Origin of the sequence: Pelomonas caseinilytica, assembly GCF_021353235.1 — a bacterium.
GTDB classification, from domain to species: Bacteria; Pseudomonadota; Gammaproteobacteria; order Burkholderiales; family Burkholderiaceae_C; genus Pelomonas; species Pelomonas caseinilytica.
In genome coordinates, this window is the sequence record NZ_JAJTWT010000004.1 from 74,625 (window position 1) to 99,093 (window position 24,469).

Here is a 24,469-nt window from a genome sequence, read left to right on the forward strand (position 1 = left end):
TCTCAGGACTTGGTCTTGGCGTCGACGTCGACCGTGTTGGGGTCGCCGACCTTGCTGGCCGTGACCTGCTGAGGCGGCGCCGCGGGGGTGTCGCTGCTGCCGTCCTTCATGCCGTCCTTGAAGCCCTTGACCGCGGCGCCCAGGTCGGAGCCGACATTGCGCAGCTTTTTGGTGCCGAAGATGGCGATCACGACGACCAGAACGATCAGCCAGTGCCAGATGCTGAATGAACCCATGATGTTGACTCCTTGTGGACTGGCCCAAATTCTAGGTGAGCGACACCCTGCCGCCCGTCGGACGGGTCAAGGCGCAGCCCATCCGGTGCGTTAGCGCACGGCCGCTACATGAGGTTGCAGCTCAGCCTTTCAACCACGGCCGTGGACCGCCCATCACGTGCAGATGCAGGTGATACACCTCCTGACCGCCGTCCGCCCCGGTGTTGATGACGTGGCGGAAGCCGTTGGTGACGCCCAGTTCCTTCATCAGCCGCGGGCCGAGGGCGGCCATGCGACCCAGCAGGGGGGCATGGTCGCCCGTCACGTCGGCCATGGAGGCGATGTGGGTTTTCGGGATGATGAGCACGTGCACCGGCGCCCAGGGGTGGATGTCGTGGAAGGCGAGCAACTCCTCGTCCTCGTAGGCCTTCCTGCTCGGGATCTGGCCGGCGACGATCTTGCAGAAGATGCAGTTGGGGTCGTGGGACACGGTGGATTCCTCGTTCAGACCGGCATGGGCTTGCCGTCGTTCCAGTTGAGAAAGCCTCGCACGAGGCGGTAGACCAGCCACAGCCAGTTGGCGGCCAGGATGACGAAGCCCACGCCGAGCCAGACGGTCGCCCAACCGAGGACGGCCCACAGCAGGCTCCACCAGAAACTGCGCATCTGCCAGCCGAAATGGCTGCGGTAGAGGGTGCCCTCGGTATCGTCCACCTTCACGTGATTGATGATGATGCCGATGAGCGCCGGCAGGCCGGTGAAGACGCCGACCGCGTAGAGGATGTAGACGGCGAGCGTGATATTGCGCAGGCTTTGCAGCCTCTGGTTGTCCATGGGCGGCGCGGTTTGGATGTCGGTGCCTTGCATGTCCCTGCTTCCCGTCAATCGGCCTTGCGCGCGGCGAACTCGGCGAGCCCCGACAGCCCTTCGCGCCGGGCCAGTTCCGCCAGCACGTCCTCGGGCTTCAGGCCGAAATGCGCGAGCGCCACCATGCTGTGGAACCACAGGTCGGCCACCTCGTAGACGACCTTCTTCGGATCGCCGTCCTTGGCCGCCATGACCGTCTCCGTGGCTTCCTCGCCGACCTTCTTCAGGATGGCGTCCAGGCCCTTGTCGAAGAGCTTGGCGACGTAGCTGGCGGACGGGTCCGCACCCTTGCGGGATTCGATGACCGCGCCGACGCGGCGGAGGATGTCGTCACTCATAGATCTTGGCGGGGTCCTTCAGCACCGGTTCCGCGGCCGTCCAGGCGCCGTTCTCCAGCTTCTGGAAGAAGCAGCTGTGCCGGCCGGTGTGACACGCTATTCCAGGTTCAGCGGGGTCGTGCCCCAGCTGGGTGATGGTCAGCAGCAGCACGTCGTTGTCGCAGTCCATGCGGATGGCGTGCACCTGCTGGAAGTGGCCACTCTCCTCGCCCTTGTGCCAGAGCCTGCCGCGCGAACGGCTCCAGTAGACCGCCTGGCCGCGCTCGGCCGTCAGCGCCAGGGCCTCGCGGTTCATCCACGCGAACATCAGCACGTCGCCCGTGCCCCGCTCCTGGGCGATCACGGGCACCAGGCCGCGGTCGTCCCATTTCACTTCGTCGAGCCAGTTCGTCGATGCCATCGCGTCAGTCTAGGTGAGTCGGGCCGGCGTGGCCGCGTTCTTCGGCGAACCAGTTCAGCACGGGGACGGTCCCAGGCAGCACCGGCCTGACCTGCACCGGCAGGTCGGCCCAGGCCATCTGCTGGCCTTCGAGCATCTGGAAGTCACCGCTCCAGTCGAAGACCTTGCAGAAGTTCAGCCGCACGAGGGCGTGGGGGTAGTCGAACATCTCGACCTTCCAGGGCAGGGCGGCGCCGATCTCGATGCCCAGCTCCTCGCGCAGCTCGCGCGCCAGGGCCTGCTCGACGGTCTCGCCCGCCTCGACCTTGCCGCCCGGAAACTCCCAGTAGCCGGCGTAGACCTTGCCTTCGGGGCGCGTGGTCAGCAGGAACTGGCCATCAGGCCGGACGAGCACGCCCACCGCGACCTCGGTGATGGGGCGGCCGGCGCTCATTCGCCCCGCCCCGCCAGGTCGCGCGCGAACTGGAAGGCCACCCGGCCCGAGCGCGAGCCGCGCTCCAGCGCCCACACCAGCGCCGGCTGGCGCGCCGCCTCGATGGCCGCCTCGTCCAGCCCGAAGTGGCGCAGCCACTGGGCGACGATGGCGAGGTATTCGTTCTGGCTGAAGGGGTAGAAGCTGATCCACAGCCCGAAGCGTTCGGACAGGGAGATCTTCTCCTCCACCGCCTCGCCGGGGTGGATCTCGCCATGCTCGCCGTGGGTGCCGCCGAGGTTGTCGGCCATCTTCTCGGGCAGCAGATGGCGGCGGTTGCTGGTCGCGTAGATGAGCAGGTTATCGCTCGCCGCGGCCACCGAGCCGTCGAGCACGCTCTTGAGGGCCTTGTAGCTGGCTTCGCCCTCGTCGAAGCTGAGGTCGTCGCAGAAAACGACGAAGCGTTCGGGCCGGCCCTGCACCTGCTCGACGAGGTCCGGCAGGTCGACGAGGTCGGCCTTGTCGACCTCGATCAGCCGCAGGCCCTGGCCGGCGAACTCATTGAGCACGGCCTTGATCAGCGAGCTCTTGCCGGTGCCCTTGGCCCCCGTCAGCAGCACGTTGTTCGCCGGCCGGCCGGCGACGAACTGCGCGGTGTTGCGCAGCAGCTTTTCCTTCTGGGGCTCGACCTCCTTCAGGTCGGCCAGGCGGATGCGGCTCACCGAACGCACCGGTTCCAGGCACAGCGCGCCATGGCGGCGGCGGGCGCGGAAGGCGGTGGAGGCCGACCAGTCGGGCGGCGTGGCGGCATGGGGCAGCACGGCCTCCAGCCGGGCGAGCAGGCCCTCGGCGCGGGCGATCAGCGATTCAACAGCGGCGGACATCGCCGCAGTTTAGGCGGGGGCTCAGCCGATCGCCTTCAGCGAGGCTTCGAGTTGCTCGGTCGGCAGGCGCTTGAATCCCGAACGCGCATAACGCTGCAGCCGGCCGATGATGAAGCTGACCCAGACCGAGGCCTGGGCGTTGGCCTGCACGGTGGGCGTCATCGAGCCCTGGGCCTCGGCGGCGACGCGCAGCACCTGGCGCAGCGACGACTCGATGCGGTCGAAGAACTGATTCATGCGCGCGACCAGGCGCTCGTTCTCGTAGACCAGGGCGTCGCCCACCATGACGCGGGTCATGCCGGGGTTCTTCTCGCCGAACTGCAGGACGACGCTGGCGATGCGCGCCGCCTTGCCGGGCGGCGGCAAGGGCAGCGCGCTGTCGGCGATCTGGTTGACCAGGCCGAAGACGCTGGTCTCGATGAAGTCGATCAGCGCCTCGAACATCTGCGCCTTGCTGGCGAAGTGCCGGTACAGGGCCGCCTCGCTGACCTCGAGCTTCGCCGCCAGGGCCGCCGTGGTGATGCGCTCGGCTCCCGGCTGCTCCAACATGCCGGCCAGCACCTGCAGGATCTGCGTGCGGCGCTCGCCGGGCTTGGGGCGCTTGCGCGGCCCGGGTTGGGAAGTAGCGGCTACCGGTTCGGGGGTGGTGTCGGTGTTCACAGCTGCGATCTTGCCGTAACAGCCCTCGAAGGGGGCGCGCGAAGCGCGTGAGGGGTGGGCCGGATCAGTCGCGCAGCCAACCCAGGCGGCGCGCTTCGTAGATGGCCTCGACCTTCGAGCGCACGTGCAGCTTGCGGTAGACGCGCTTCACATAGGTCATGACGGTGTGCGGCGAGACCTGCATGAACTGCGCGATCTCGTCGAAGGTGAAGCCCTTGGCGGCCAGGTGCAGCACACGCGACTCCTGCTCCGACAGGGCGACGACCTCCTCGTCGGCGAGCGTCGCCGCCATGGCCTCGGGCGAGGGACCGCTCGAGCCCTGGGCACCCGGCGCCAGGCGCACCAGCAGGCGGCGCGCGATGACGGGGCTGATGGGGCTGCCGCCGGCGCGCAGGGAGCGCAGCTGGCCGGGCAGATCCAGGGCGAGGCTGTCCTTGAGCAGGTAGCCGGTGGCGCCGGCCTCGATGCTGGCGACGACGTGCTGCTCGTCGCCGAACACGGAGATCACCATGACCTCGCACTGCGGACGGGTCTGGGCGGCATGGCGGATCAGCTCGATGCCGCTGCCGCCGGGCAGGTCGAGGTCGACGAGCAGCACGTCGGGCTGGAGCTGGTCGAACATGCGCCGGCCCTGGGGCAGGTCGGGGGCGATGCCGAGCAGCTCGATGTCGGGGACGCTGCTGAGGGCATGCGTGAAGGCCTCCCGGAAGCGAGCTTGGTCTTCGACGATCAGGACCGAGAACGGGGTCATTGAGTGAGAGGATTCTTCAAATGCGCGAAGGGCGCATTTTCGGGCGAGGATACCCCCTCGGCCATCCGCGTCTTCCTTCAGAACTGGGGAGAACGTAACAGCGCGGCCAGCGAACGCACCCGTCGGTTGACGTAGCCCGGCCGGCGGTGCAGTCGGGCGGCGCCGGCGCGGCGCAGCCAGCGCTGCATCCAGACGGTGGCCAGGCCCAGGCCGCGCGCCGCCTTCTGGTGCACGAGGGTGTCCTCCACCAGCACGCATTGCCCGGGCCTCAGGCCGAGGCGGGCGAGCACGATGCGGAACATGCGCGCGTCAGGCTTGGGCCGCGACTGGCCGAAGCAGGCCATGTCCTCGATGCAGATCAGGCCCTCGAAGACCCGCCCCAGTCCCAGGGCCGCCAGCACCCGCTCGGCGTAGGCCCGCGGGGCATTGGTCATCAGGAACTTGCGGCCCGGCAGGCGGCGCAGCGCCGCCAGGTCATGGGCGTGGCCGTGCAGGTGCTCGTCCAGCCCCGGCAGCAGGTGCGTCTCGTGCAGGAAGTGGGCGGGCCGCACGCCATGGTGGCGCTGCAGGCCCGTCAGCGTCGCGCCGTAGCGCAGCCAATAGCGGTGGCGCAGGGCCACCGCCTCGTCTTCGGCAAGGCCCAGGTGGTTGACGATGTAGGCCGTCATCGACGCGTTCAACTCGCGGAACGCCCGGTGGGAGGCGTTGTGCAGCGTGTCGTCGAGGTCGAACAGCCAGACGCGGTCGCGGGGGGTCAATTCAGTTCTCCATTGCGCAATCCCGGGACCCGCACCGCATGAAACCGGAAGAGAAATGCAACCACAGAGGCACGGAGACACAGAGAAAACGGGCTTCTCCGTGCTCGCTCTGTGCCTCCGTGCCTCTGTGGTTGCCTTAGGCTTTCAACGGGACGAAATCATCGTGCCGTAGGCCTGGTCCGTCAGCACCTCCAGCAGCATGGCGTGGGGCACGCGGCCGTCGATGATGTGCACGGCGTTGACGCCGCTCTTGGCCGCGTCGATGGCGCCGGCGATCTTGGGGATCATGCCGCCGCTGATGGTGCCGTCGGCCACGAGTTCGTCGATGCGGCGCGGCGTCAGCTCGGTCAGCAGCTCGCCGGCCTTGTCGAGCACGCCGCGGATGTTGGTCAGCATCAGCAGCTTCTCGGCCTGCAGCACGGTCGCCAGCTTGGCGGCCACCACGTCGGCGTTGATGTTGTAGCTCTCGTTGTGCTCGCCGAAGCCGATGGGGCTGACCACGGGGATGAACTGGTCGTCCTGCAGCGCCTTCACCACCGACGGGTCGATGGAGACGATGTCGCCGACCTGGCCCACGTCGTGTTCCTTGGCCGGGTCATCCTTGTCCAGCATCTTGAGCTTCTTGGCTCGGATCATGCCGCCGTCGCGGCCCGTCAGGCCCACGGCCTTGCCGCCGGCTGCGTTGATGAGGCCCACGATGTCCTGCTGCACCTCGCCGGCCAGCACCCATTCGACGACGCTCATGGTCTCCTCGTCGGTGACCCGCATGCCCTGGATGAAGTGGCCTTTCTTGCCCAGCTTGTTGAGCGCGTCCTCGATCTGCGGTCCGCCGCCGTGCACGACGACGGGGTTGAGGCCGACCAGCTTGAGCAGCACCACGTCCTCGGCGAAATCCTGCTGCAGGGCCGGGTCGGTCATGGCGTTGCCGCCGTATTTGATGACGATGGTCTTGCCGTGGAAGCGCCGGATGTAGGGCAGCGCCTGGGACAGGATCTCTGCCTTCTCGCGCGGGGCGATGTGGGACACGTCGGGGGACAGATGGGTGCTGGTGGGGCTGGTCATGCGCGGCTCCAGGGGAAAACTGCGGGCGGATTCTAGGGACGCGCCGCGGCCATCGCCGCGTCGGGGCCGGTCGGCACGCGGCGGGGCCGGCCGATGCCACGCGACAATCCCGCCATGCACGCCAGCGCCTATCTCAAGCTCTCCGTCGCGACGGCGGTCGTGACCATCCTGCTCAAGGGTGCGGCGTGGTGGTGGACGGGTTCCGTCAGCCTGGCCGCGGACGCGCTGGAGTCGCTGGTCAACCTGGCCGGTGCGGTCTTCGCGCTGGCCATGGTGACGCTGGCCGCCCAGCCGCCGGACGCCGAGCACCCCTACGGCCACCATAAGGCCGAGTATTTCTCCAGCGGCTTCGAGGGCATCCTCATCATCGCGGCGGCGCTCGGCATCTTCTGGGGCGCCGCCCAGCGCTGGCGCCACCCCGAGCCGCTGGAAGGCATCGGCCTGGGCGCCGCGCTGGCGGTGGTCAGTTCGGCCCTGAACGGGCTGCTGGCCTGGGCCATGCTGCGCAAGGCCCGCGAGGCGCGCTCGGTCGCCCTCGCCGCCGACGCCCGCCACCTGATCACCGACGTCTGGACCTCGGCCGGCGTGGTGGCCGGACTGCTGGGCGTCATGGCCACCGGCTGGCACTGGCTGGACCCGCTGCTCGCCATGGTCGTGGCGCTCAACATCCTGCGCGAAGGCCTGCACCTGCTGCGCGAATCGACCAGCGGCCTGATGGACCAGGCCCTGGACGACGAGAGCCTCACCCGGGTGCAGGCCGTGCTCGACGGCTTCAGGCATCCCTACGACGTGCGCTTCGACCACATCGTCAGCCGCGTGGCGGGCCAGCGCCGCTTCATTGACCTGCACATGCACATGCCGGCCCACTGGACGCTGGGCCGTGCCGCCACCTTGCGCGGCGAGGTGGAACAGGCGCTGATGGGCACGGTGCCCGGCCTGCGCTGCAGCATCCAGCTGCTGCCCATGGACGTCGAGGCCCACTCGCTCCATCAGGAGGACGGCGCATGATCGCCGTACTGCAACGGGTGCGCGAAGCCCGCGTCGAGGTGGGCGGCGCGGTGGTGGGTGCCATCGGATCGGGCCTGCTGATGCTGGTCTGCGCCGAGCCGGGCGACACCGAGGCCAGCGCCGAGAAGCTGGTCGCCAAGGTCCTCAAACTGCGCATCTTCAGCGACGAGGCCGGCAAGATGAACCGCAGCCTTCAGGACGTGGGCGGCGGCCTGCTCGTTGTCAGCCAGTTCACCCTCGCCGCGGACACGGCCGGCGGCAACCGGCCGAGCTTCTCGGGCGCGGCGCCGCCTGACCTCGGCCGGCGGCTCTACGAGCACGTCCTCGCCGTCGCGCGGCGTCAGCATCCCGTCGTCGCCAGCGGCGAGTTCGGGGCCGACATGCAGGTCCACCTCGTCAACGACGGGCCCGTCACCATCCCGATGCGGATGGCCTGAGCCGGCGTCAGCCGATCTCGACGATCCAGCGGCAGACCGCGCCCGGTGCCGGCCGCGGCAGGGCCAGGGCGCCCAGGCGGTAGGCGTGAGGCCGCCGTTCGCCGGGCAGTTCGCCACCGGCCTCGTCGCTCACGCGTTCGACGCCGTGCCCCCTCGGGCCCACGCGGTAGGTCAGCTCGAAGCGCAGGTCGGCCAGCCCGAGCTGCACGGTCAGGCCATCGAGCCGCGCCGGCATGACGGGGTCGAGCAGCAGGGCGTCGTGCTCCAGCCTGAGGCCGAGCAGCGAGCCGATGACCAGGCCCAGCGCGATGCCCGGGCCGCTGGAGTAGATGCGCCAGCCGCCGTCCAGGGCCACCTCGCCGGCCAGCACCCGGCCGTAGTGGGCCTGGGCCTCGTAGCGGTCGGCGAAGGCGGCGTCGCTGCTGGAGTAGTAGCAGTTGGCCTGGCGCGGGCTGGCGCTGGGCACGCGGTCGCGCAGCGCCACCGGATGGGCCAGGGCCAGGGCCTGCAGGAAGGCTTCGGCGTGGCCGAGGTGGGCCAGCATCTGCGCGTAACGCAGGTGCGCGTGCATGTACATGATGCCGATCTCGCGGCCGAAGAAGCTGCTCGTCTCGGCGCGCTGGAAGAGGCGCGACGGCCCGCCGCGGTAAGGCAGCGGCGCGTCGAAGAGGCGGGCGCCGTCCGGCCCCTTGAGGTGGCGCTCGATCAGCGCGGCCTGCAGTTGCGCCTGCTCGGGCGTGAACAGGCTGTCCAGCACGGCATGCATCATCGGCAGCAGGCTGTAGCGCAGGCCGGTGCGCGTGTCCTGCGGATGGATCCAGAGCTCGCGCTCGCCGCTCTCCGGGAAGAGGGCGTAGCCGGTGACGACGTCGTCCTGCACCAGCAGGCGCTGGAACTCGGCGCGCACGCCGGCGGCTTCGGCCACCAGGGCCGCGGCAGCGTCGGCACGCTCAAGGCGCGCGAAGGCCGCGGCCAGGGTGTGCAGCGTCTGGTGGTGCAAGGTCACCGTCCAGGCACTGCACAGGCGCTCACGCAGCGCCGGGTCGGCCGGTTGCAGGGAGTCGTTCCAGTCGCCGTGCCAGTAGGCGGCCAGGCCCGTGCCGGGCACGACGCGGCGGCGGATGAGGCCGAGCGCGCGCTCGACGTGGGCCGACAGGGGTGCCGCCTCGTCGTCATGGAAAGGCAGCACCTCGTCCAGCACGCCGGCGTCGCCGCTGGCGATGAGGTATTGCGCCAGGCCCAGCAGTGGCCAGAAGACGATGTCGCCATGCGAGTCACCGGCGCGGATCCCGCGCTCGCGCTCGAAGAACATGAACCACTGCGGCCAGTCGCCATCGGCGTTCTGGGCCGAGAAGACGCGCAGCAGCAGGTCGCGCACGGGCGCCGTGCGCCCGAGGGCGAGCAGCATCTCCAGCGGCCCCTGGCAGACGTCGCGCGTGCCCCAGCCGCCACCCGTGTACTGCTCCAGGCCGCGCGGCGACAGGTAGTGCACCAGGGCGTTATGGGCGTACCAGGGCAGGATGTCGGCGAGCTGGCCCAGGGCCGGCTCCGCCCCCTGCCACTGCGGCAGCGCCAGCGGTTCGGCCGGCGGCGGCTCCACCTGCAGCAGCCGGCCGCGCAGCGCCAGCGCGAACGACGCCGCCGGCAGGAAGTCCAGGCAGACGACCGGTTCACCCCGGCTCACGCCGTCGTCGAAGAGCCTGCCGTCGTCGCCGACGATGGCCAGGCCGGGCGCCTCGATCTCGAAGCCGCCGCCGGGAAACCGCTCGGCCAGCTCGCTGCCCTCGGGCGGCGTCAGCCGCAGGCGGTCGCCGCCGTGGGCCCAGACCGGCTTGTGCGGTGCCGCGCCATCGTCGCCACCGAGGGCCAGGTGCAGGCAGGCACGCACCGCCAGCGGCGGGCCCTGCAGCACTTGCAGTGCGAGGGTCTGGGTATCGGGCGCCTCGCCGGCTTCGGCCACGACCTCGATGAGGCCGCCGGCATGGGCATAGAGCCAGCGGCAGCGCTGGGGCTGCATCTCGAACGCGGACGGCAGGCCCAGCAGCTGCCAAGCGCCGCCCTCCTCCCGCACGAACAGCCTCAGCCCCGCGGTGTGGAAGAGGCCGAGCAGGCTGCGCCGCGTGGACAGCAGGCGGTTGAAGCTGACATGCCCCTGGGTCAGCATGGAATGGAAGATGCCGCCCATCCAGCAGGTGGAGGTCAGCGCGCCCTCGTCGGGCAGAAGGTGCTGGCCGCTGCGCAGGATGTGGCCATGCGGGCGCTGCACGAGCAGCTCCTTGGCACGTAGCACGACGTGGCCGGCCGGGCCGGCGAAGAAGCTGAGCAGGCGCCCGTCCTGCCATTCCTCGTGCCGGTGCTCGCCCGGGAAGAGCCGCTGCCGGGCGTCGGCATCGAGGTCGAGGCTGGCCAGTTGCGGCGCTCCGGCGAACAGGCTGGCCGCGGGGGCGTGGCCGGGCTCGTCCAGCGGCTGGCCGGGCGCCGCCTCGGGCATGGCCATCAGGGCGGACAGCAGGGCCAGGTCGGCGTCGCCGCTGGCCTCGGGGTGGTGGGCCTGCACGCTGAGGAAGAAGCCTGCGGCCAGCGCCTGGCCCGGGGCCAGCGTGGCGGCCTCGTCCTGCAACGCGACGAGGGCGTGCTCCTGCTGCAGGCGCTGGCCCGGCAGGCCGGGCGCCAGCGCCTGCGGACCGAGGCCCTCGCGGCCGGCATGGCCCCACACCTGCACGGCATCCGTCGCGAAGGACACGGCCCGCCGCAGCGAGCCGGCCAGCAGCCAGGGATGCCGGCCACGCTGCGCCTGGTTCTGGCGCGCGGCCAGCAGCACGCCGTGGGTGGCGTGCCGCAGCGGCTGGAGGTCGATGTAGTGGCTGACGTAGAACTCGTTGGTCCGCACGGTGGCGTAGTCGGCCAGGCCCACGTCCTGCACGAGCACGGGAGCGAGCTCGCAGGGCGCCTGGCCGCGGTTCTCGGCCTGCAGATGCCAGAAGAGCGTCGGCTCGTCGGCCGCCAGGCGCAGCGACAGGCGCAGGGCCAGGCCCTCCCAGTCGCCGCGCATCTCGAAGGCGTTGTCGCCGGCATGGACCTGCAGCGGCGAGCGCGGGCCAAGCAGCGGCACGGCGCGCCAGTCGCCGCCGGCGTCGCGCCGGCGCAGCCAGACGTTGGCCGGCCCGCCTTCGAGCTCGTTGCCGGGAAAGAGATTGAGCATCAGCCCCGGCGCGAGCAGCAGCCGGCGCAGGGCGCCATGGGAGAGCAGCTCGACGCCGAGGCCGGCCTTGTTACGGATCAGTTGGGCAGTCATCGTCAGGTCCGGTGCTGCGCGAGCAGCCAGGGCATGAGGTCGGGATCTTGGTAGGCCGGCGTCCAGGCATCATGGCCGACGCCGGGATAGATGGTTAGCGTAGCGCGCCCGCCCGCGGCCAGCAGCGCGTCGACGCAGGCCTGCTGGCGGGCCAGCGGCACGACGGGATCGACGGCGCCGTGATAGGCCCGCACCGGCACGCCGCGCATCGCGGCCACCGCGGCGGGGTCGCCATAGCCGCAGACCGGCGCGATCGCGGCCAGGTCGCCGGGATGGGCGCTGGCCCAGTTCCACACGCCGTGGCCGCCCAGGCTCAGGCCGGTGGCCACGCAGCGCCGGCGGTCGGCGTGCAGGTGCGACTGCAGGGCGCCCAGCAGGCGGTGCAGGCGCTCGGGCTCCCAGCGGGCGCCCTCCTCCAACTGCGGGCTGACGAGGAGGCAGGGGTAGGCCGTGCCGCGTGCCACCCACATCGGCGGGCCGTGTACCTTGACCTTGTCGAGCTCGGTGCCGCGCTCGCCCGAGCCGTGCAGGAAGACGACCAGCGGCCAGCGCTCGGCGCGCCGCGTGTAGTCGGGCGGCAGCCACACCCACATGCGCTCGCCACCGAGCCGCCAGGGCCGCTGCTCGCCGGCAGCCAGGCCCTCGGGAGGCACGGGCGGCAGGGCGGCGCAGCCCCCCAGCAAGGGTGGAACGGTGGCAAGCAGCTGGCGGCGGTTGATCATCGGCGAGGCTCCAATTGGACGGCGGCGACGCCGGGCGGCAGCGGCAGCTCGCGCCCCTGCCAGGCCAGCTCGCGGCCTTCGGCGCTCGCGCGGGGCAGGGCTTCATCGCCGGGCCAGGCCAGGCGAAGCTCGCCGGCGAGCCGTTCGGGCCGGCGGTCGATGGAGAGGGTCCAGCCGCCGGCGGCGCGGCGTTCGAGACGGTAATCCAAACGCCCCCACGCCGTGGAGAGCCCCGCCACGCCGATGTCGCCGGCCAGCTTCCATCGCAGAGGCAGGCCGGCGCCCAGCACGAGGCTGCCGCCGGCCTCGCGTTCATAGGCGAAAAGATCCAGCGCCGAGCGCAGGTAGTCCGACGAGATCCAGGCATGCGGCATGTCGCCGAGGAAGCGCGGCTCGCGGGCGTCGGGCAGCACGACCTCGGCCCATTGGTTCCATCCGGCCGGGCGCTGGTGGCCGAAGAACCAGGCCAGCAGCCGGTGGGCTTCGTCCACCCGCCCCAGCCGCACCAGGGCGCTGACGTTGCGCAGCTCGTAGGGCGTGTAGTCCTTCCAGGCCTTGCGGCCCTCGATGCGGGCCAGGGCCTGCGCCCAGTAGCGCTCGAAGGTGGCGCGCAGCAGGGCCGGCGGCAGCTTGTCGGCCTGGGCGGGGTTGAGGGCCATCGTCGTGGACGTGGCGTCGAAGTCCCCGCGGTCGGCGGCGCCGGCGACGTGGTCGATGCCGTAGTGCCTGGCCGTGGCCACGACCGAGCCGGCGAGATCGGCCTCGAACTCGTCGCGCCAGACCGCCCAGCGGCGGGCGGTCGCGGCGTCGCCCAGGGCCTCGGCCATCTGCACCGCATCCTTGTAGCCGCGCAGCGCCCAGAAGTCGTCCCAGTACGAATACGCCGGCTTGTCGCTGTAGCCCTCGTGGCTGATGGAGGGCGGCATCAGGCCCCAAAACCTGGGGTCGGCACCGGGCTTGCGCTCGCTCTGGCGCAGGCCCTCCATCCAGGCCACGACACGCTGCACCTGCGGCCAGTGGCGCTGCAGCAGTGCACGGTCTTGCGTGTGGCGCCAGAGCTCCGCCACGGCGAAGAGGTATTCGCCGTGGCTGTCGTTCTCGACGACGGGGTCCGAACCCCGCTGGTCCACGCAGCACGGCACCTTGCCTGACTCGAAGATGTGGCCGCCGAACCAGTCGACGAACTCCGTCGCCGCGCGCGTCTCGCCCATGCGCAGGAGGCCGGCCACCATCATGGCGCCGTCGCGCACCCAGGAGCGGGCATAGGAGCGCGTGCCGGGCCGCAGCGCCGGGCCCTCGCGGGACATCAGGATCTGCGCCAGGGCGCTGCGCATGGTGTCGGCCACAGGCGCCGCCTCGGGTGGCAGGCGCAGGCTCAAGGCTCCCAACCGGTCGCGCCAGCCGGCCGCCGCCACGGCCAGGCGGGTGTCGAGGTCGCGCGCCTGCAGGCTGCCTCGGCCCGACACCCAGCCGATGCCGCGGGATTCGCCCGGCGCCAGCTCGACGTCGAAACGCATCAGCGCCGACGGCAGGGCCTCGGGGTCTGCCAGGGCCTGCAGCGGCGGTGCCTGCAGGAGGGTGGCCAGGCCCGCACCGGCTCCGAACGGTGCCGCGCGGACCTCGGCCGGCGTCTCGCGCGGCACGATGCCGAGGCCGGCCGCGGTGAGCCGCCCATCGGCCCAGCCCAGGGCCGGCAGCGGGCTGACGCCACCTTGCGTGGACAGGAACTGCTGCGGCGGGTTGACCTGCCAGGGCCGCAGAGTCAGCAGCAAGCCATAGCGCTGCGGCCGGCCCGTGGGGTTGCGCAGGGTGTAGCGCGCCAGCAGCTGCGGGTCCGACGCGGGGCCGTCCGCCGCGGCCTCGATGTGCAGCTCGGCCTCGGCATGCCGCCACTGCACGACAGGCAGGGCCTGCTCGACGAGGCTGTGCTCGATGCGGGCCTGCGCCCAGGTGAGCATGCGGCCGTCGGCCAGGAGCACCGCCGGCTCGACGCTGGGGCCGCCGCGGCTCAGTTCGATGGCGCCGTCCTCGCTGACGAGGCCCGACCGCTGCGCTCCGCCGTCGACGCCCACGACGGTCCAATAGTTCTGTTCGCCGACGAAGGCGCGCGGCAGGTCGCCGCGTGGCAGCGACTTGGCCAGTTCGGCGACGGCGGCATTGAGGTCGGGCCATCGCGCCGCGTCGCGCAGCTGCACCTCGGGCGGCTTGCGCCCGGCGTAGCGCAGCCGCAGCCAGCGCCACTCCTGCTCGCCGAGGAAGACCGCGCGGCCGGGGCGGGCCGACAGCAGCTTCCAGCGCCGGTTGTCGTCGGAGGCCTCGATGCGGGTGGCTGCGCCGTTGGCGAACCACAGGCCGTTGAACTCGCGCAGGCGCTGGAAGTCCAGGGTCATCTCGCCGCCGGCCAGGGTGCGGCGGGGCTCGGGCCAGCTCGCGGGCGCCGGCTCGCGCGGCTCCATGGCCAGGGCGCCGAGGCACAAGCGCCCTGCCCCGCCGCCCTGCTGGCCGGCCACGACGACCAGCTCGACGAACTGGCTGTGCCGCAAGGTTCGGTCGGTGGCCGGGCCCCAGGCGAAGGCGACGTGGCGGCGCTTGAAGCGGCTCTCCGTGAGGGTCTCGGGCAGGGCGAGCGCCGGGCGGTTAACCCACCAGACGTTGTCGCCGCTGGCATCGACGAGCTTGAGCTGCACGTCGTTGCCGCGGCCCTGGCCCTTGAGCTGGACGGACAGCGCGAAGTCCTGCGGCCAGTCCAGCGGCAGCTCGCGGCGCATGACGGCATAGCCCGAGACGCCGGAGAAGTCGTAGTCGAGGCAGAGGCTGCCGTCCTGGGCGTCACGCCGCAGCGCGGCCTTGACCTGGTCGGAGGCGGAGGCCTTCCAGGGGCTGGCGTCCTTCATGTCGTCGAGGACGGCGGCCTGGGTGAGCAGGGTGCAGGCGGCAAGGGTGGCGGCCAGGAGGGCGCGGGGCGCGGTCATGGGATCAGTGAGGGGTTAGTGGGCGGGGGACTGCTGGATGCGGGTTGCTTTGGCCTGGAGCCATGTTGTTCGGTGCACCGTGCCGGGAGTTCGCCCCGGCGGGCGACCTACTTTCTGTCCCGCCAGAAAGTAGGCAAAGAGCTCCCCCCGACCGCGCCGCCCCACCGCTTCGCGGCGGGGTTCCCTGCGGTACTCAAGCCTTGAGGCACCGCGCAAAACTCGCTTCGCTACGCTCCGCTCAGACATTTGCGCGGAGTCAGAAGGTGAAGCGTGCTGCGCACGCCGCCTCAAGGCTTTCCGTTCCTCGGCGGCGCTAAAGGGGGTAAGACGAAATACCTCGGGGGCACGGCCGCTGCGATAGGCGCCCTGGCTGTTCGGCTGTTGGCTGTTCGGGCTCTCCCCTTCTAAACCGCCGAGAAGCGCAGAACTCCGAGGCGCGCGCGTAGCGCGCTTCAAGAACTGACTCAGCGCCACTGTCTGACCGTAGCGAACGCAGTGAGCGAAGGGAGTTTGGCGCTGGCCTCGGAGTTCGAGCATCGCAGGGGACCCACCCGCTGCGCGGGTGGGCGGTTTTGCAGGGGTCGTTTCTTTGCCTACTTTCTTGTCGACACAAGAAAGTAGGTCGCCCGCCGGGGCGAACTCCCGGCACGGTGCACCGAGTCGAAAGGCTCTTGGCAAAAACAACCCCCGCCACTCCAAAGTGGAGCCAAGCCCGAACACCGAGGTCACTTCACACTCCCCATCAACAACCCCTGCATGTAATAGCGCTGCAAGGCCACGAAGAGCGCCAGCACCGGCAGCACCGTGATCACCGCGCCCGCCATCATCAGCTCGCTGTCCTGCACGTGCTCCCGCGACAGCGCCGCCAGCGCCACCGGCAGCGTGTGCATCTCCCCGTCGGTCAGCACGATCAAGGGCCACATGAAGTCGTTCCAGCTGCCGAGGAAGGCGAACACCGCCAGCGTCACCAGAACCGGCTTGAGCGTCGGCAGCACGATGTTCCAGAAGATGCGCCATTCGCCCGCGCCATCGAGCCGGGCGGCCTCCAGCAGCTCGTCCGGCACGCCGCGCGCGTACTGGCGCACGAGGAAGATGCCGAAGATGCCGGCCATGCTCGGGATCAGCACGCCGGCCCAGGTGTTCACCAGCCCCATGCCCTTGAGCATCAGGAACAGGGGCAGCATGGCGACCTGGCCCGGGATGACGAGGGCCGCTATCAGCAGGCCGAAGATGCGCTCGCGGTGGCGGAAGCGCAGCTTGGCGAAGGCATAGCCGGCCAGGGTGTTGAAGCTGACCGAGACCAGCGTGCTGACGACGGCCAGCCCCAGGCTGTTGGCGAAGGCGCGCTTGAGCCCGCCTTCGCCGAGCAGCTGACGGTAGTGCTCCAGCGTGGGGTGCTGGGGCAGCACCGGCGGCGGCAGGCTGGAGGCGCTGCCCAAGGGCATCAGCGACACGCAGACCATCCAGACGAGCGGAAACACCGCCAGCGCTGCGAAGGCCCACAGCAGGGCATTGACGAACACGCGCTTCATGCCTCGGCCCCCGTGAGCCGCCGCTGCAAGGCGATCAGCCCCTTGCTCACCACAACGATGATGACGAAGAGCACGAAGGCCACGGCCGAGGCCAGCCCCAGGTTCCACCACTTGAAGCCCTCGTCGTACATCAGGTAGAGCACGCTGACCGTGCTTTGCAGCGGGCCGCCCTGCGTCATCACATAGGGCTCGGCGAAGAGCTGGAAATAGCCGGCGGTGGTGAGGATGGCGACCATCAGCAGCGTCGGCCCGATGCCGGGCAGCGTGACGTAGCGGAACTGGTTCCAGCTGCGGGCGCCGTCCAGGCGCGCGGCTTCGTAGAGGTCCTGGGGCACGGCCTGCAGGGCGGCGATGAAGATGATCATGTTGCCGCCGAAGTTCTTCCACGCCGCGAACAGGATGATGGTGGGCATGGACCAGCGCGGGTCGCCGAGCCAGTCGATGGGGTCGATGCCCAGGGACTGCAGCGTGTAGTTGACCAGGCCGTACTTGACGTGGAAGAGGTAGCGCCAGATGACGGCGACAGCCACCAGCGTCGTCACGACCGGGGCGAACAGCGCCGTGCGCAGCACGGGCTTGAAGCGCACCAGCTTGCTCTGCAGCAGCACCGCCGCGGCCAGCGACACGCCGATGGACAGGGGCACGCCCAGGGCGACGAAGTAGGCCGTGTTGCCCAAGGCCTTCCAGAACAGCGGCAGGCTGAGCACGTGGACGTAGTTGCCGAGACCCTGCCAGCGCAGGTTGCGCGGGTCGGCCAGGGCGTAGATGTCGAAATCCGTCAGGCTCAGGGCCAGGCCGGCGAGCACGGGAACGCCGAAGAACAGGGCGATGACGACGAGGGCCGGGCTGGCGAAGGCCCAGGCGGCGAGGGATTCACGGCTGAGCTTCTTCATGGGTGCCGCTCCAGCATCCAGCGCCGTTTCTCGAGGATGCCGTCGACCTGGGCGTCCAGGCGGCGCACGGCGGTGTCCTCGTCTTCCTGGCCGCCGACGACGCGGGCCGCGGCGTACTGCATCTCCCAGGCGATGCGTTCCCACTCGGGCACCGCCGGCGCCGGGCGCACGCGTTCGAGCTGGCGGCGGAAGGCCGCGGCGTGACGGTCCTGCGCCAGCGTGCCGCCACCTTCCAGCGGCATGGCCCAGACGCTGCGCCGCGGCGGCAGGTCGCCCGTCAGTCGGTAGAACTGCAGCTGCACCTCGGGCCGGCTCAGGTAGCTGATGAGCGCCCAGGCCTCGGGCTTGCGGCGCGAGCGCCGGAACATGGCCAGACTGGCACCGCCGGCGATGGACATGCCCGGGCCGTCGGGGCCGGGCAGCTCGGCAGTGGTCCAGGCATTGGCCAGTTCGGACGGCAGGCGGCGCTTGAACTCGCCGATGTTCCAGGGCCCCGAGATGTAGAAGGCGAAGGCACCGCGGCCGAACTCCTGCCAGAGGTTGGAGATCTGGTTGTTGGTGAGGCCCGGCGCCTCGCCGCGGCGGAAGCGCTCGACGTAGAAGCCCAGGGCCCGGCGGAAGTCGGCCGACGAGAAGTTGCCGAAGCGCCCGCCATCGCGCAGCACCTCGGAGGGTTGTTGCAGCGCCAGGGCCAGCAGCGGCTCGAACTCGTTGGTGGGCAGCAGGATGGGCGTGTCCATGCCGCGCTCGCGCAGCCGGGCCAGGGCGGCTCGCCACTCGTCCCAGTTGCCTGGCATGCGGGGAATGCCCGCGCGAGCCAGCAGGTCCTGGCGCACGAAGAGCAGCCGCGTGTCGACGTACCAGGGCAGGCCCACGCGCTGACCGGCCGGTGCGTTGGTGGCCCAGATGCCGTCGAAGTAGTCGCCGGGCTGCAGTTCGGGCGTCCGTGCCAGCCAGGGGTCCAGCGGCTCCAATGCGCCCAGGGCATGCATCTCGGGCAGCCAGCTGTTGCCCATCTGGGCGAGGTCGGGCGTGGCGTCCCCGGCGAAGGCCGTCAGCAGCTTCTCGTGCGCAGCGGTCCAGGGCAGTTGCTCGACCTTGACGCGCACGCCGGGGTGCTCGCGCTCGAAGGCAGGCATCAGCTCGGCCACGACCTCGCTCTCGCGGCCCATGGCCCAGAAGCGCAGGGTGGTGTCCGTGCGGGAGCCGCAGCCCGCCACCCAGGGGGCCAGGCCGAGCGCGGCCCCGGCGCGCGAGACCGTGCCCAGCCAGGCGCGACGGCTTGGCGGGGAAGGCGGCGGCGTCATGGTCACCATGGCGTCAGGCCTGCGCGGCCTTGTCGAGCCAGCCGCCCCGGAACCCGGCACGGAGCAGGCCGTGGCGCAGCGGGCCGCTGCGGCGCATCCAGCGCCACACGCCGTCGCGCTCGTGATTGGCCATCATCATCAGGATGGGGCCTTGGTCGATGGCGATGTAGTCGGACGCCACCCAGCCCCAGTCGGGCACGTAGCGGCCGTCGCCCAGCTCGCGGTTGCCGCCGCGGAAGCTGCGGTTGAAGGAGTCCAGGAAGCCGTAGCGGCGGTAGATCTGGTCGCCGAAGGCTTCGTGATAGTGGCGCAGCGTGGGCAGCACGATCTCGGGCGCGAAGGGCAGCGAGGCCAGGGCCGCGGTGGGCGCGAGGGTGCCGTCGTCCGACGTCTCGGAGATGCCCACGCCGCGGGCGCGGTAGGCCCAGTAGTTGCGGCTGCGGCCCGACCAGTCGGTGCCATACATGTCGCCAGGGCCGTCGCAGGCGGTCAGGCCCCAGGCGGTGGCGCCGTAGTCCTTGAAGCCGTAGCGGTTGTAGATGGCGTAGCGCTGCTGCACCAGGCTGGCGCGCCGGCTGTTGACGAAGTAGTCCAGCCCCGGCGCCTCGCGCTGCACGCTGCGCATGAAGCCGTCGCGCAGGCCGCGCATGTCCAGCCAGCTCTGGCTGTACTGGTGGAAGAAGTGGGAGGCGCCGCTCAGGTGCCGCTGGCCCAGCATCTCACCCCAGTGCGAGCGGTAGGTCGAGCAGTAGCCCTGCCACAGGCCGTCGCTGCCCGGGTGGGTGGGCGAACCCAGGGCCAGCAGGTAGAGGAAGCTGGCCTCGTCGTAGCCGTGGTAGTCGATGAAGGGGGCGAACCCCTTGTCGGGCACCCAGCCCATGCAGAGCAGGCCGACGCGGCGCTCGAACCAGGGCCACTCGACGCGCCGGTAGAGGGCATCGGCCAGCGCGGCCAGCTCGCGGGCCTGGGCGTCGCCCTGGGCCTCGAAGTAGGCCTGGGCATGCAGCACGCCCATCATCAGGTGGCCGGTGTCGATGGACGACAGCTCCACGCCCGGGGCGAAGCGCAGGCCGGTCTCCATGTCGATGAAGTGGTAGAAGAAGCCGCGGTAGCCGGCGGCCTCCATGGCGGAGTCGTTCTGGGGCAGGCGGGTCAGCGTCTGCAGCGTGCGGCCGACGCGCTCGCGCAGTTCCGCCTCGGTGATGAAGCCCTCCTCGCGCCCGCAGATGTAGGCCGACAGCGCCATGCCCACGCCGGCCACGCTGCACATGCGCGGATGGCCCGGCCAACGGTCCGGCACCAGGCCGGTGACCGGATGGGCCGTCTCCCAGAAGAAGCGGAAGGTGCGCTGCTTGAGGTCGGCCAGCAGCGCGGCGTCGCTGGCCTTGCCGCCCTGCAGCAGTCGCCGGGACAGGTCGCTGTCGTCGTCCGGGCCGGGCAGGCCGAGGCGGAAGGCGGCGGTGTCGGGCCGCGCACCGCCGTCCTTGGCCAGGACCCAGCCGGGCAGGCCGGCACCAGCCAGGCCAACGCCCAGGCCGGCGAGGCCTCCGAGCACCGAGCGGCGACTCCAGCGTGCGTTGAGGGGGAGTTCAATAGGGTTGCGCGGGTTTGAAGCAGTCATTGGCGCACTTGACGATTCGGAAAACTGATCTTGGCTCTTGCCGCGCTCACATTCGGCCGTGGTGTGCCGAACACGCGGGTTCAGCGCACCGGCGCTGAGCTGCAATCCCGTGACATGCAGGCCAGGCGCCCTCAGCCGGCGGTCGGGCACATCGAACAGCACCGGCAATCGGCTTGGCATCGTGCATCAGCGGGCCAGCACGCCGCGCACGACCTCTGTATCCGTCCAGGTGTGGGCAAGTCGCCGACGTCGCGCAATTGGCGACCGCGCGAATGCCCACACTCGGCGGACACACTGAAAGACCCGGGGGGCTGGCAGCGGCACATGCATCGAGTGCCGCCGCCTGTGTCGCCTTAGAAGGCGTACGAGAGCGTCACCTTGTAGGTGCGCATGTCACCGCGGATGTCGTTGCGCGCACCCAGGTTCGGGTTGTCGCCGCCGAGGTAGTTCTGCGGGTTGCCCGGGCCACCGCCCCAGTCGTCGTAGTAGCCCCAGTTGGTGCGGTTGAACAGGTTCAGCACGTCGGCGCGCAGGCGCAGCGAGCCCGGGCCGACGCGGAAGTCCTTGGACAAGCCCATGTCGACCTGGTTGAAGTTGCCCGGCTTGCCTTCCACGTTCACACACTTGTCCCAGCCCGCAGCGCAGCTGGTGATGCGACGCGGGTTGCCTGAGTCCCAGGTCAGCTTGCCCGACAGGCCGATGCCCCACGGCAGGCGGTCGGTGAAGCCGGCCAGCACCAGGCGATCCTTGGCGGTCAGTACCGACGGGTTCCAGCCGTGCGTGCTGCGGCCATAGATCCAGTCGAAGATGTCGGTGTTCCAGTCCTTGTTGGTGGTGCGGCCCTTGGCGTGCGTGTAGGCCGCGGTCGCGCTCCAGCCGCTGGCGGCGGTGTACGGCTTGTCGAGCTTGACGAACAGGCTGGTCGTCTTGATCTCGCCGACGGTGTCGCCGAGGATCAGGTTGCCATAGCCGCTCGGGCCGCCCCACAACGGGTCGATGGAGCTTTGCGTGCCCCAGCCGCCGTTGGGGTCGCGATTGCCGCTGAACCAGATGAACTGGTTCTTGGCGTGCTGCTGCGACAGCGCGATGTCGGCGTTCCATTCGCCCACGGCCTGGCGCACGCCAAGGCTCATCTGGTCGGCGAACGGCATCTTGTAGTTGTTCTTGATCAGCCAGATCTCGCCATTGGGCTGGGCGTTGTGCTGCAGCTCCTGCAGCGCCTGGTTGGCCATCGTGCGGTCGTAGCTGCGGCCCCAGCCGCCGTAGATGACGGTGCTGCGGTCGCCCATGGCGTCGAACGAGAAGCCCAGGCGCGGGGCGAGTGCGCCCTTATAGGCCTTGCGCGAGTTGCCCGTGGCGATGTAGTCGTCGATGTTCACACCGCCCTTGGCCAGCGACTGGGCGTAGGTCTGGCCGGCCGGCGCGGTGATGCCGCCGATGGTGCGCCCGTCCAGCCCGTGCAGCGCCGTGACGATGTTCGCCGGCGTCGTGTAGCTGTTGTTGAGCATGTTGTCCTCGTAGTCCCAGCGGGCACCGACGGACACCTCGAGCTGGCGGGTGACGGACCAGTCATCCTGCAGGTAGAGGCCGAACTGCTTGTTGTTGAAATTGACGTCGATGGGCTGGGCCGAGCGCGTGATCTGGCACTGGTCGCTCTGCAGCTTGTCGGACGACAGGTTCGTGCCCGTGCAGACGCCGTTGGCGTAGTAGGGCTGGCCGGTCGTCTGGTCGACGACGACGTTGACCGCGGGCACGCCGTACTGCGTACCACCCAGGCGGTACTTCATGAACTTGAGCTGCGCGCCGCCCTTGATGACGTGGCCCTTGACGCCGGTATAGCTGAGGTCGTCCTTGAGGTAGGTCTCGCCTTGCTTGCGGTCCTGCTTGTCGAGGGCGCCGCCGTCCCAGATGATGTCCTGCGTGTTGCGCAGTTCGTTGGACGGCGAGTACTTGTAGCGGAACAACGGCGAGGTGGCGTCCGAGTGCGGATTGAAGCGCGAGTTGGCGACGCCGAACTTGGCCTCGTTCAGCCATGGGCCGCGCGACCACTCGTGCGCCACGTCCAGGCGCGATTCGGTGTTCTTGGAGTTCTTGGCGGTGCTCGCGGCAGCGATGCCGTCCACGCTTTCGAGGTTGGTGGAATCCTCGTCGCGCACCGTGAAGCTTACGTCGAGCTTCTGCTCGTCATCGATCTGGGCCGACAGCTTGCCGAACAGCAGGTGCTCGTCGAACTTGCGGGTGTAGGGGCCAGCCAGGGCTTCGAGCTGGCCGATGATGCCGGGCTTGCCGGGGTATTTGTCGATGTTCTTGGCCACCACCTGCAGCGGCCGCTCGATGGACTTGCCGTCGTACGCCAGGAAGAAGTGAAGCTTGTCCTGCATGATCGGGCCGCCCAGCGAGAAGCCATCCTCGATCTGCGTGAACGACGGCCGCGGCGTGCCCGCGTTCTCGCGCTCGCGCTCCTTGGGGCTGTAGGCGCGCCAGTTGGAGCCGGTGCGGTTGACATAGGCCTCGCCGTGGAACTCGTTCGTGCCGGACTTGGTCACGGCCGCGATACCGAGCGAGCTGAGCTGGTCGAACTCGGCCTTGTAGTTCTGCGTGAGCACGCGGTACTCGGCGATGGCGCCCTGCGGGAAGGGGTTGCCCTGGCTCTCCTGCTGGCCGATGACGCCGCCGCGCAGGATGTTGTTCTTGCGGCCCACGCCGTCGATGAAGACGTTGACGCTGTCCTCGTTCTGCGCGCCGCCGCGGATGCGGGTGCTGCCGTCGCTGCCGGTCTCGAAGCGGGCGCCCGGGGCCAGGTCGACCGCGGACAGGAAGTTGCGCGTGATCTGGGGCAGCGCCTCGATCATCTTGTTGGAGACGAGGGTGCTGACCTGCGTGTCGCGCACGCCCTGGCGCTGGGCCGTACCGCTGACGACGACGGTGTCGAGCTGGTTGGAACTGCTGGAGAGGTCGAGCGTGGCGTTCTCGCCCACCGAGAGCGTGACCGGGCTGCCCTTGCTCGCGCCGCCGACGCGGATCTCGTAGGGTCCGGGGTTCAGGCCCAGCAGCACATAGGTGCCGTCGGCGAGCGTGCGCGTGCGGTAGGTGTTGCCGTTGGCCTTGTTGACCGCGACCACCTCGGTGCCCTCCGGCACCTTGGCGCCGGCCGTGGTGATCTGGCCGCGGACGGTCGCGCCGGTGATCTGGGCGTGCGCGGCGGTGCCGGCCAGCGCCAGCACGATGGCCGTGGCCAGTGCATGGTGGCGGAAGCACCGGATATCTCTGGTTCTGCTCATGTCGTCTCCTGTTCTTGGATGAGTCGCTCTAGGGAAATTTCTGCGTGCAGGACTCGCGCACGACCAGCTCAACGGGGATCACGGTGCGGGGCGGCTGCGCCAACGCACGGCTGCGATCGCCCACATCGAGGGCATCGGCCAGCGCGTCCAGGGCCTTCGTGCCCATGGCCGCGATGGGAACCCTGACGGTGCTCAAGGCCGGACGCATGTAGCGCGCCAGCGGGATGTCGTCGAACCCGGCCAGGGCGATGTCGTCGGGCACGCGCAGCCCGGCGTCCGCGAAGGCGTGCAGTGCGCCCACGGCCATCATGTCGTTGGCGCAAAAGAGGGCATCCGGGCGCTCGCCCGCGGCCGAGGCCGCCAGGGCGGCTCCGGCGGCATAGCCGCTCTGCTCGGAGAAGTCTCCCGACAGCAGCACGGGCCGGCTGCCCGCTGGCAGCCCCGCTTCATAGCCGCGGCGGCGCTCCTGCGCCTCGAAGTTGCCGGCCGGACCGCCGAGGAAGGCGATGCGCCTGCGGCCGGACCCGACGAGATGCTCGGTCATGGCCCTCGCCCCGCCGAAGTTGTCGACGGCGAACACCGGCTGGCGGGCCCCCTGCACGCCCGAGTTCAGCAGCACCGCCGGCAGCGTGGGCGGCAGGTTCTGCGACAGGAAGTCGTCGTCGGCATGGGGCGACATGACGATGAGGCCGTCGACGCGCCCGTTCATGGCACGCAGGGCCGCGGCAGCCTCGTGGACGTCGTCGTGGGAGCTGGACAGCAGCAGGTGCAGGCCGCGCGCGCGGGCCGCCTGGTCGATGCCTCGGATCAGTTCGGAGAAGAACTCGCCGTGCAGGTCGGGCAGCAGGGCGCCGACGGTGTCGGTGCGCCGGGTGATGAGGCTGCGCGCCGCGCCCGAGGGGGCATAACGCAGTTCCCGGGCGACATCGAGGATGCGCTGGCGGGTGTGGGGCAGCACGTTCTCGGCGCCGTTGAGGGCGCGCGAGACGGTGGCGACCGAGACGCCGGCCTCGCGGGCGACGTCCTTGATGGTGGCGGGGCTGGTGCTCATGCG

General features: G+C 70.3%; 22 protein-coding genes. 2 read left to right on the forward strand and 20 right to left on the reverse strand.

The features are described from left to right. Nucleotides 1-2 precede the first annotated feature (2 nt). The 11 genes from tatA to argB form a co-directional block, all read right to left on the reverse strand. Nucleotides 3-236 carry a Sec-independent protein translocase subunit TatA gene (gene tatA, locus LXT12_RS10965; RefSeq protein ID WP_233391946.1) on the reverse strand — a complete coding sequence of 78 codons (234 nt, stop codon included), beginning with the start codon at nucleotides 234-236 and terminating at the stop codon, nucleotides 3-5. 121 nt (nucleotides 237-357) lie between these two features. Further along, nucleotides 358-705, reverse strand: a complete 348-nt coding sequence (locus tag LXT12_RS10970) for a histidine triad nucleotide-binding protein (protein ID WP_233391948.1) — start codon at nucleotides 703-705, stop codon at nucleotides 358-360. Between the two features lie 14 nt (nucleotides 706-719). Next, a complete protein-coding gene (locus tag LXT12_RS10975) occupies nucleotides 720-1,082 on the reverse strand; it encodes a DUF4870 family protein (protein ID WP_233391950.1) in 363 nt (120 codons plus the stop codon). Between the two features lie 14 nt (nucleotides 1,083-1,096). Next, the gene (locus tag LXT12_RS10980) at nucleotides 1,097-1,420 is read right to left on the reverse strand and encodes a phosphoribosyl-ATP diphosphatase (protein ID WP_233391952.1); all 324 of its coding nucleotides are present in this window, start codon (nucleotides 1,418-1,420) and stop codon (nucleotides 1,097-1,099) included. Beyond that, nucleotides 1,413-1,820 (reverse strand): phosphoribosyl-AMP cyclohydrolase, encoded by a 408-nt coding sequence (hisI, locus tag LXT12_RS10985; protein ID WP_233391954.1) that lies wholly within the window; start codon nucleotides 1,818-1,820, stop codon nucleotides 1,413-1,415. The genes LXT12_RS10980 and hisI overlap by 8 nt, the downstream gene beginning before the upstream one ends. A gap of 4 nt (nucleotides 1,821-1,824) precedes the next feature. Beyond that, entirely contained in the window at nucleotides 1,825-2,253 is a 429-nt protein-coding gene (locus tag LXT12_RS10990) for an NUDIX domain-containing protein (RefSeq protein ID WP_233391956.1), read from the reverse strand. Beyond that, entirely contained in the window at nucleotides 2,250-3,116 is an 867-nt protein-coding gene (locus LXT12_RS10995; protein ID WP_233391959.1) for an ATP-binding protein, read from the reverse strand. The genes LXT12_RS10990 and LXT12_RS10995 overlap by 4 nt, the downstream gene beginning before the upstream one ends. Before the next feature lie 21 nt (nucleotides 3,117-3,137). Then, the gene (gene slmA / locus LXT12_RS11000; protein ID WP_419964771.1) at nucleotides 3,138-3,785 is read right to left on the reverse strand and encodes a nucleoid occlusion factor SlmA; all 648 of its coding nucleotides are present in this window, start codon (nucleotides 3,783-3,785) and stop codon (nucleotides 3,138-3,140) included. Between the two features lie 55 nt (nucleotides 3,786-3,840). After that, entirely contained in the window at nucleotides 3,841-4,527 is a 687-nt protein-coding gene (locus LXT12_RS11005) for a response regulator (RefSeq protein WP_233391962.1), read from the reverse strand. Nucleotides 4,528-4,604: 77 nt separating this feature from the next. Further along, nucleotides 4,605-5,285, reverse strand: a complete 681-nt coding sequence (locus LXT12_RS11010; protein ID WP_233391963.1) for a pyrimidine 5'-nucleotidase — start codon at nucleotides 5,283-5,285, stop codon at nucleotides 4,605-4,607. Between the two features lie 144 nt (nucleotides 5,286-5,429). Beyond that, nucleotides 5,430-6,347 (reverse strand): acetylglutamate kinase, encoded by a 918-nt coding sequence (gene argB, locus LXT12_RS11015; RefSeq protein ID WP_233391965.1) that lies wholly within the window; start codon nucleotides 6,345-6,347, stop codon nucleotides 5,430-5,432. 114 nt (nucleotides 6,348-6,461) lie between these two features. On the opposite strand from argB, the gene LXT12_RS11020 reads away from it, so the two are divergent. Both LXT12_RS11020 and dtd read left to right on the forward strand, forming a co-directional pair. Continuing rightward, the gene (locus LXT12_RS11020; RefSeq protein WP_233391967.1) at nucleotides 6,462-7,355 is read left to right on the forward strand and encodes a cation diffusion facilitator family transporter; all 894 of its coding nucleotides are present in this window, start codon (nucleotides 6,462-6,464) and stop codon (nucleotides 7,353-7,355) included. Then, nucleotides 7,352-7,792 (forward strand): D-aminoacyl-tRNA deacylase, encoded by a 441-nt coding sequence (gene dtd / locus LXT12_RS11025; RefSeq protein WP_233391969.1) that lies wholly within the window; start codon nucleotides 7,352-7,354, stop codon nucleotides 7,790-7,792. The genes LXT12_RS11020 and dtd overlap by 4 nt, the downstream gene beginning before the upstream one ends. A gap of 7 nt (nucleotides 7,793-7,799) precedes the next feature. On the opposite strand, the gene LXT12_RS11030 is transcribed toward dtd, so the two are convergent. The 9 genes from LXT12_RS11030 to LXT12_RS11070 all read right to left on the reverse strand — a co-directional run bounded on the left by LXT12_RS11030 (nucleotide 7,800) and on the right by LXT12_RS11070 (nucleotide 24,466). Further along, nucleotides 7,800-11,087 (reverse strand): GH36-type glycosyl hydrolase domain-containing protein, encoded by a 3,288-nt coding sequence (locus LXT12_RS11030; protein WP_233391971.1) that lies wholly within the window; start codon nucleotides 11,085-11,087, stop codon nucleotides 7,800-7,802. A gap of 2 nt (nucleotides 11,088-11,089) precedes the next feature. Beyond that, the gene (locus LXT12_RS11035) at nucleotides 11,090-11,809 is read right to left on the reverse strand and encodes a carboxylesterase family protein (RefSeq protein WP_233391973.1); all 720 of its coding nucleotides are present in this window, start codon (nucleotides 11,807-11,809) and stop codon (nucleotides 11,090-11,092) included. Then, nucleotides 11,806-14,781 carry a glucosidase family protein gene (locus LXT12_RS11040; protein ID WP_233391975.1) on the reverse strand — a complete coding sequence of 992 codons (2,976 nt, stop codon included), beginning with the start codon at nucleotides 14,779-14,781 and terminating at the stop codon, nucleotides 11,806-11,808. Before LXT12_RS11040 ends, LXT12_RS11035 begins: the two co-directional genes overlap by 4 nt. 725 nt (nucleotides 14,782-15,506) lie before the next feature. Next, nucleotides 15,507-16,313, reverse strand: a complete 807-nt coding sequence (locus LXT12_RS11045) for a carbohydrate ABC transporter permease (protein WP_233391977.1) — start codon at nucleotides 16,311-16,313, stop codon at nucleotides 15,507-15,509. Beyond that, on the reverse strand, nucleotides 16,310-17,206 hold the full coding sequence (locus tag LXT12_RS11050) for a carbohydrate ABC transporter permease (RefSeq protein WP_233391979.1): 897 nt from the start codon (nucleotides 17,204-17,206) through the stop codon (nucleotides 16,310-16,312). The genes LXT12_RS11045 and LXT12_RS11050 overlap by 4 nt, the downstream gene beginning before the upstream one ends. Next, nucleotides 17,203-18,513 carry a sugar ABC transporter substrate-binding protein gene (locus tag LXT12_RS11055; RefSeq protein WP_233391981.1) on the reverse strand — a complete coding sequence of 437 codons (1,311 nt, stop codon included), beginning with the start codon at nucleotides 18,511-18,513 and terminating at the stop codon, nucleotides 17,203-17,205. Before LXT12_RS11055 ends, LXT12_RS11050 begins: the two co-directional genes overlap by 4 nt. A gap of 13 nt (nucleotides 18,514-18,526) precedes the next feature. Next, nucleotides 18,527-20,068: a glucoamylase family protein gene (locus LXT12_RS11060; protein ID WP_233391983.1), complete on the reverse strand. Its 1,542-nt coding sequence runs from the start codon at nucleotides 20,066-20,068 to the stop codon at nucleotides 18,527-18,529. Between the two features lie 419 nt (nucleotides 20,069-20,487). Continuing rightward, nucleotides 20,488-23,415, reverse strand: a complete 2,928-nt coding sequence (locus LXT12_RS11065) for a TonB-dependent receptor (protein ID WP_233391985.1) — start codon at nucleotides 23,413-23,415, stop codon at nucleotides 20,488-20,490. Nucleotides 23,416-23,443: 28 nt separating this feature from the next. Beyond that, nucleotides 23,444-24,466, reverse strand: a complete 1,023-nt coding sequence (locus tag LXT12_RS11070; RefSeq protein ID WP_233391986.1) for a LacI family DNA-binding transcriptional regulator — start codon at nucleotides 24,464-24,466, stop codon at nucleotides 23,444-23,446. Nucleotides 24,467-24,469 lie beyond the last annotated feature (3 nt).

What these genes read in the sequence shown, in the direction of transcription:
- LXT12_RS11045 (WP_233391977.1), bottom strand. Translation starts at nt 16,313, where the DNA reads ATGAAGCGCGTGTTCGTCAATGCCCTGCTGTGGGCCTTCGCAGCGCTG.
- LXT12_RS11050 (WP_233391979.1), bottom strand. Translation starts at nt 17,206, where the DNA reads ATGAAGAAGCTCAGCCGTGAATCCCTCGCCGCCTGGGCCTTCGCCAGC.
- LXT12_RS11065 (WP_233391985.1), bottom strand. Translation starts at nt 23,415, where the DNA reads ATGAGCAGAACCAGAGATATCCGGTGCTTCCGCCACCATGCACTGGCC.
- LXT12_RS11035 (WP_233391973.1), bottom strand. Translation starts at nt 11,809, where the DNA reads ATGATCAACCGCCGCCAGCTGCTTGCCACCGTTCCACCCTTGCTGGGG.
- LXT12_RS10980 (WP_233391952.1), bottom strand. Translation starts at nt 1,420, where the DNA reads ATGAGTGACGACATCCTCCGCCGCGTCGGCGCGGTCATCGAATCCCGC.
- LXT12_RS11005 (WP_233391962.1), bottom strand. Translation starts at nt 4,527, where the DNA reads ATGACCCCGTTCTCGGTCCTGATCGTCGAAGACCAAGCTCGCTTCCGG.
- LXT12_RS10990 (WP_233391956.1), bottom strand. Translation starts at nt 2,253, where the DNA reads ATGAGCGCCGGCCGCCCCATCACCGAGGTCGCGGTGGGCGTGCTCGTC.
- LXT12_RS10975 (WP_233391950.1), bottom strand. Translation starts at nt 1,082, where the DNA reads ATGCAAGGCACCGACATCCAAACCGCGCCGCCCATGGACAACCAGAGG.
- LXT12_RS11030 (WP_233391971.1), bottom strand. Translation starts at nt 11,087, where the DNA reads ATGACTGCCCAACTGATCCGTAACAAGGCCGGCCTCGGCGTCGAGCTG.
- LXT12_RS11070 (WP_233391986.1), bottom strand. Translation starts at nt 24,466, where the DNA reads ATGAGCACCAGCCCCGCCACCATCAAGGACGTCGCCCGCGAGGCCGGC.
- argB (WP_233391965.1), bottom strand. Translation starts at nt 6,347, where the DNA reads ATGACCAGCCCCACCAGCACCCATCTGTCCCCCGACGTGTCCCACATC.
- hisI (WP_233391954.1), bottom strand. Translation starts at nt 1,820, where the DNA reads ATGGCATCGACGAACTGGCTCGACGAAGTGAAATGGGACGACCGCGGC.
- LXT12_RS11020 (WP_233391967.1), top strand. Translation starts at nt 6,462, where the DNA reads ATGCACGCCAGCGCCTATCTCAAGCTCTCCGTCGCGACGGCGGTCGTG.
- LXT12_RS10995 (WP_233391959.1), bottom strand. Translation starts at nt 3,116, where the DNA reads ATGTCCGCCGCTGTTGAATCGCTGATCGCCCGCGCCGAGGGCCTGCTC.
- dtd (WP_233391969.1), top strand. Translation starts at nt 7,352, where the DNA reads ATGATCGCCGTACTGCAACGGGTGCGCGAAGCCCGCGTCGAGGTGGGC.
- LXT12_RS11040 (WP_233391975.1), bottom strand. Translation starts at nt 14,781, where the DNA reads ATGACCGCGCCCCGCGCCCTCCTGGCCGCCACCCTTGCCGCCTGCACC.
- tatA (WP_233391946.1), bottom strand. Translation starts at nt 236, where the DNA reads ATGGGTTCATTCAGCATCTGGCACTGGCTGATCGTTCTGGTCGTCGTG.
- LXT12_RS11055 (WP_233391981.1), bottom strand. Translation starts at nt 18,513, where the DNA reads ATGACGCCGCCGCCTTCCCCGCCAAGCCGTCGCGCCTGGCTGGGCACG.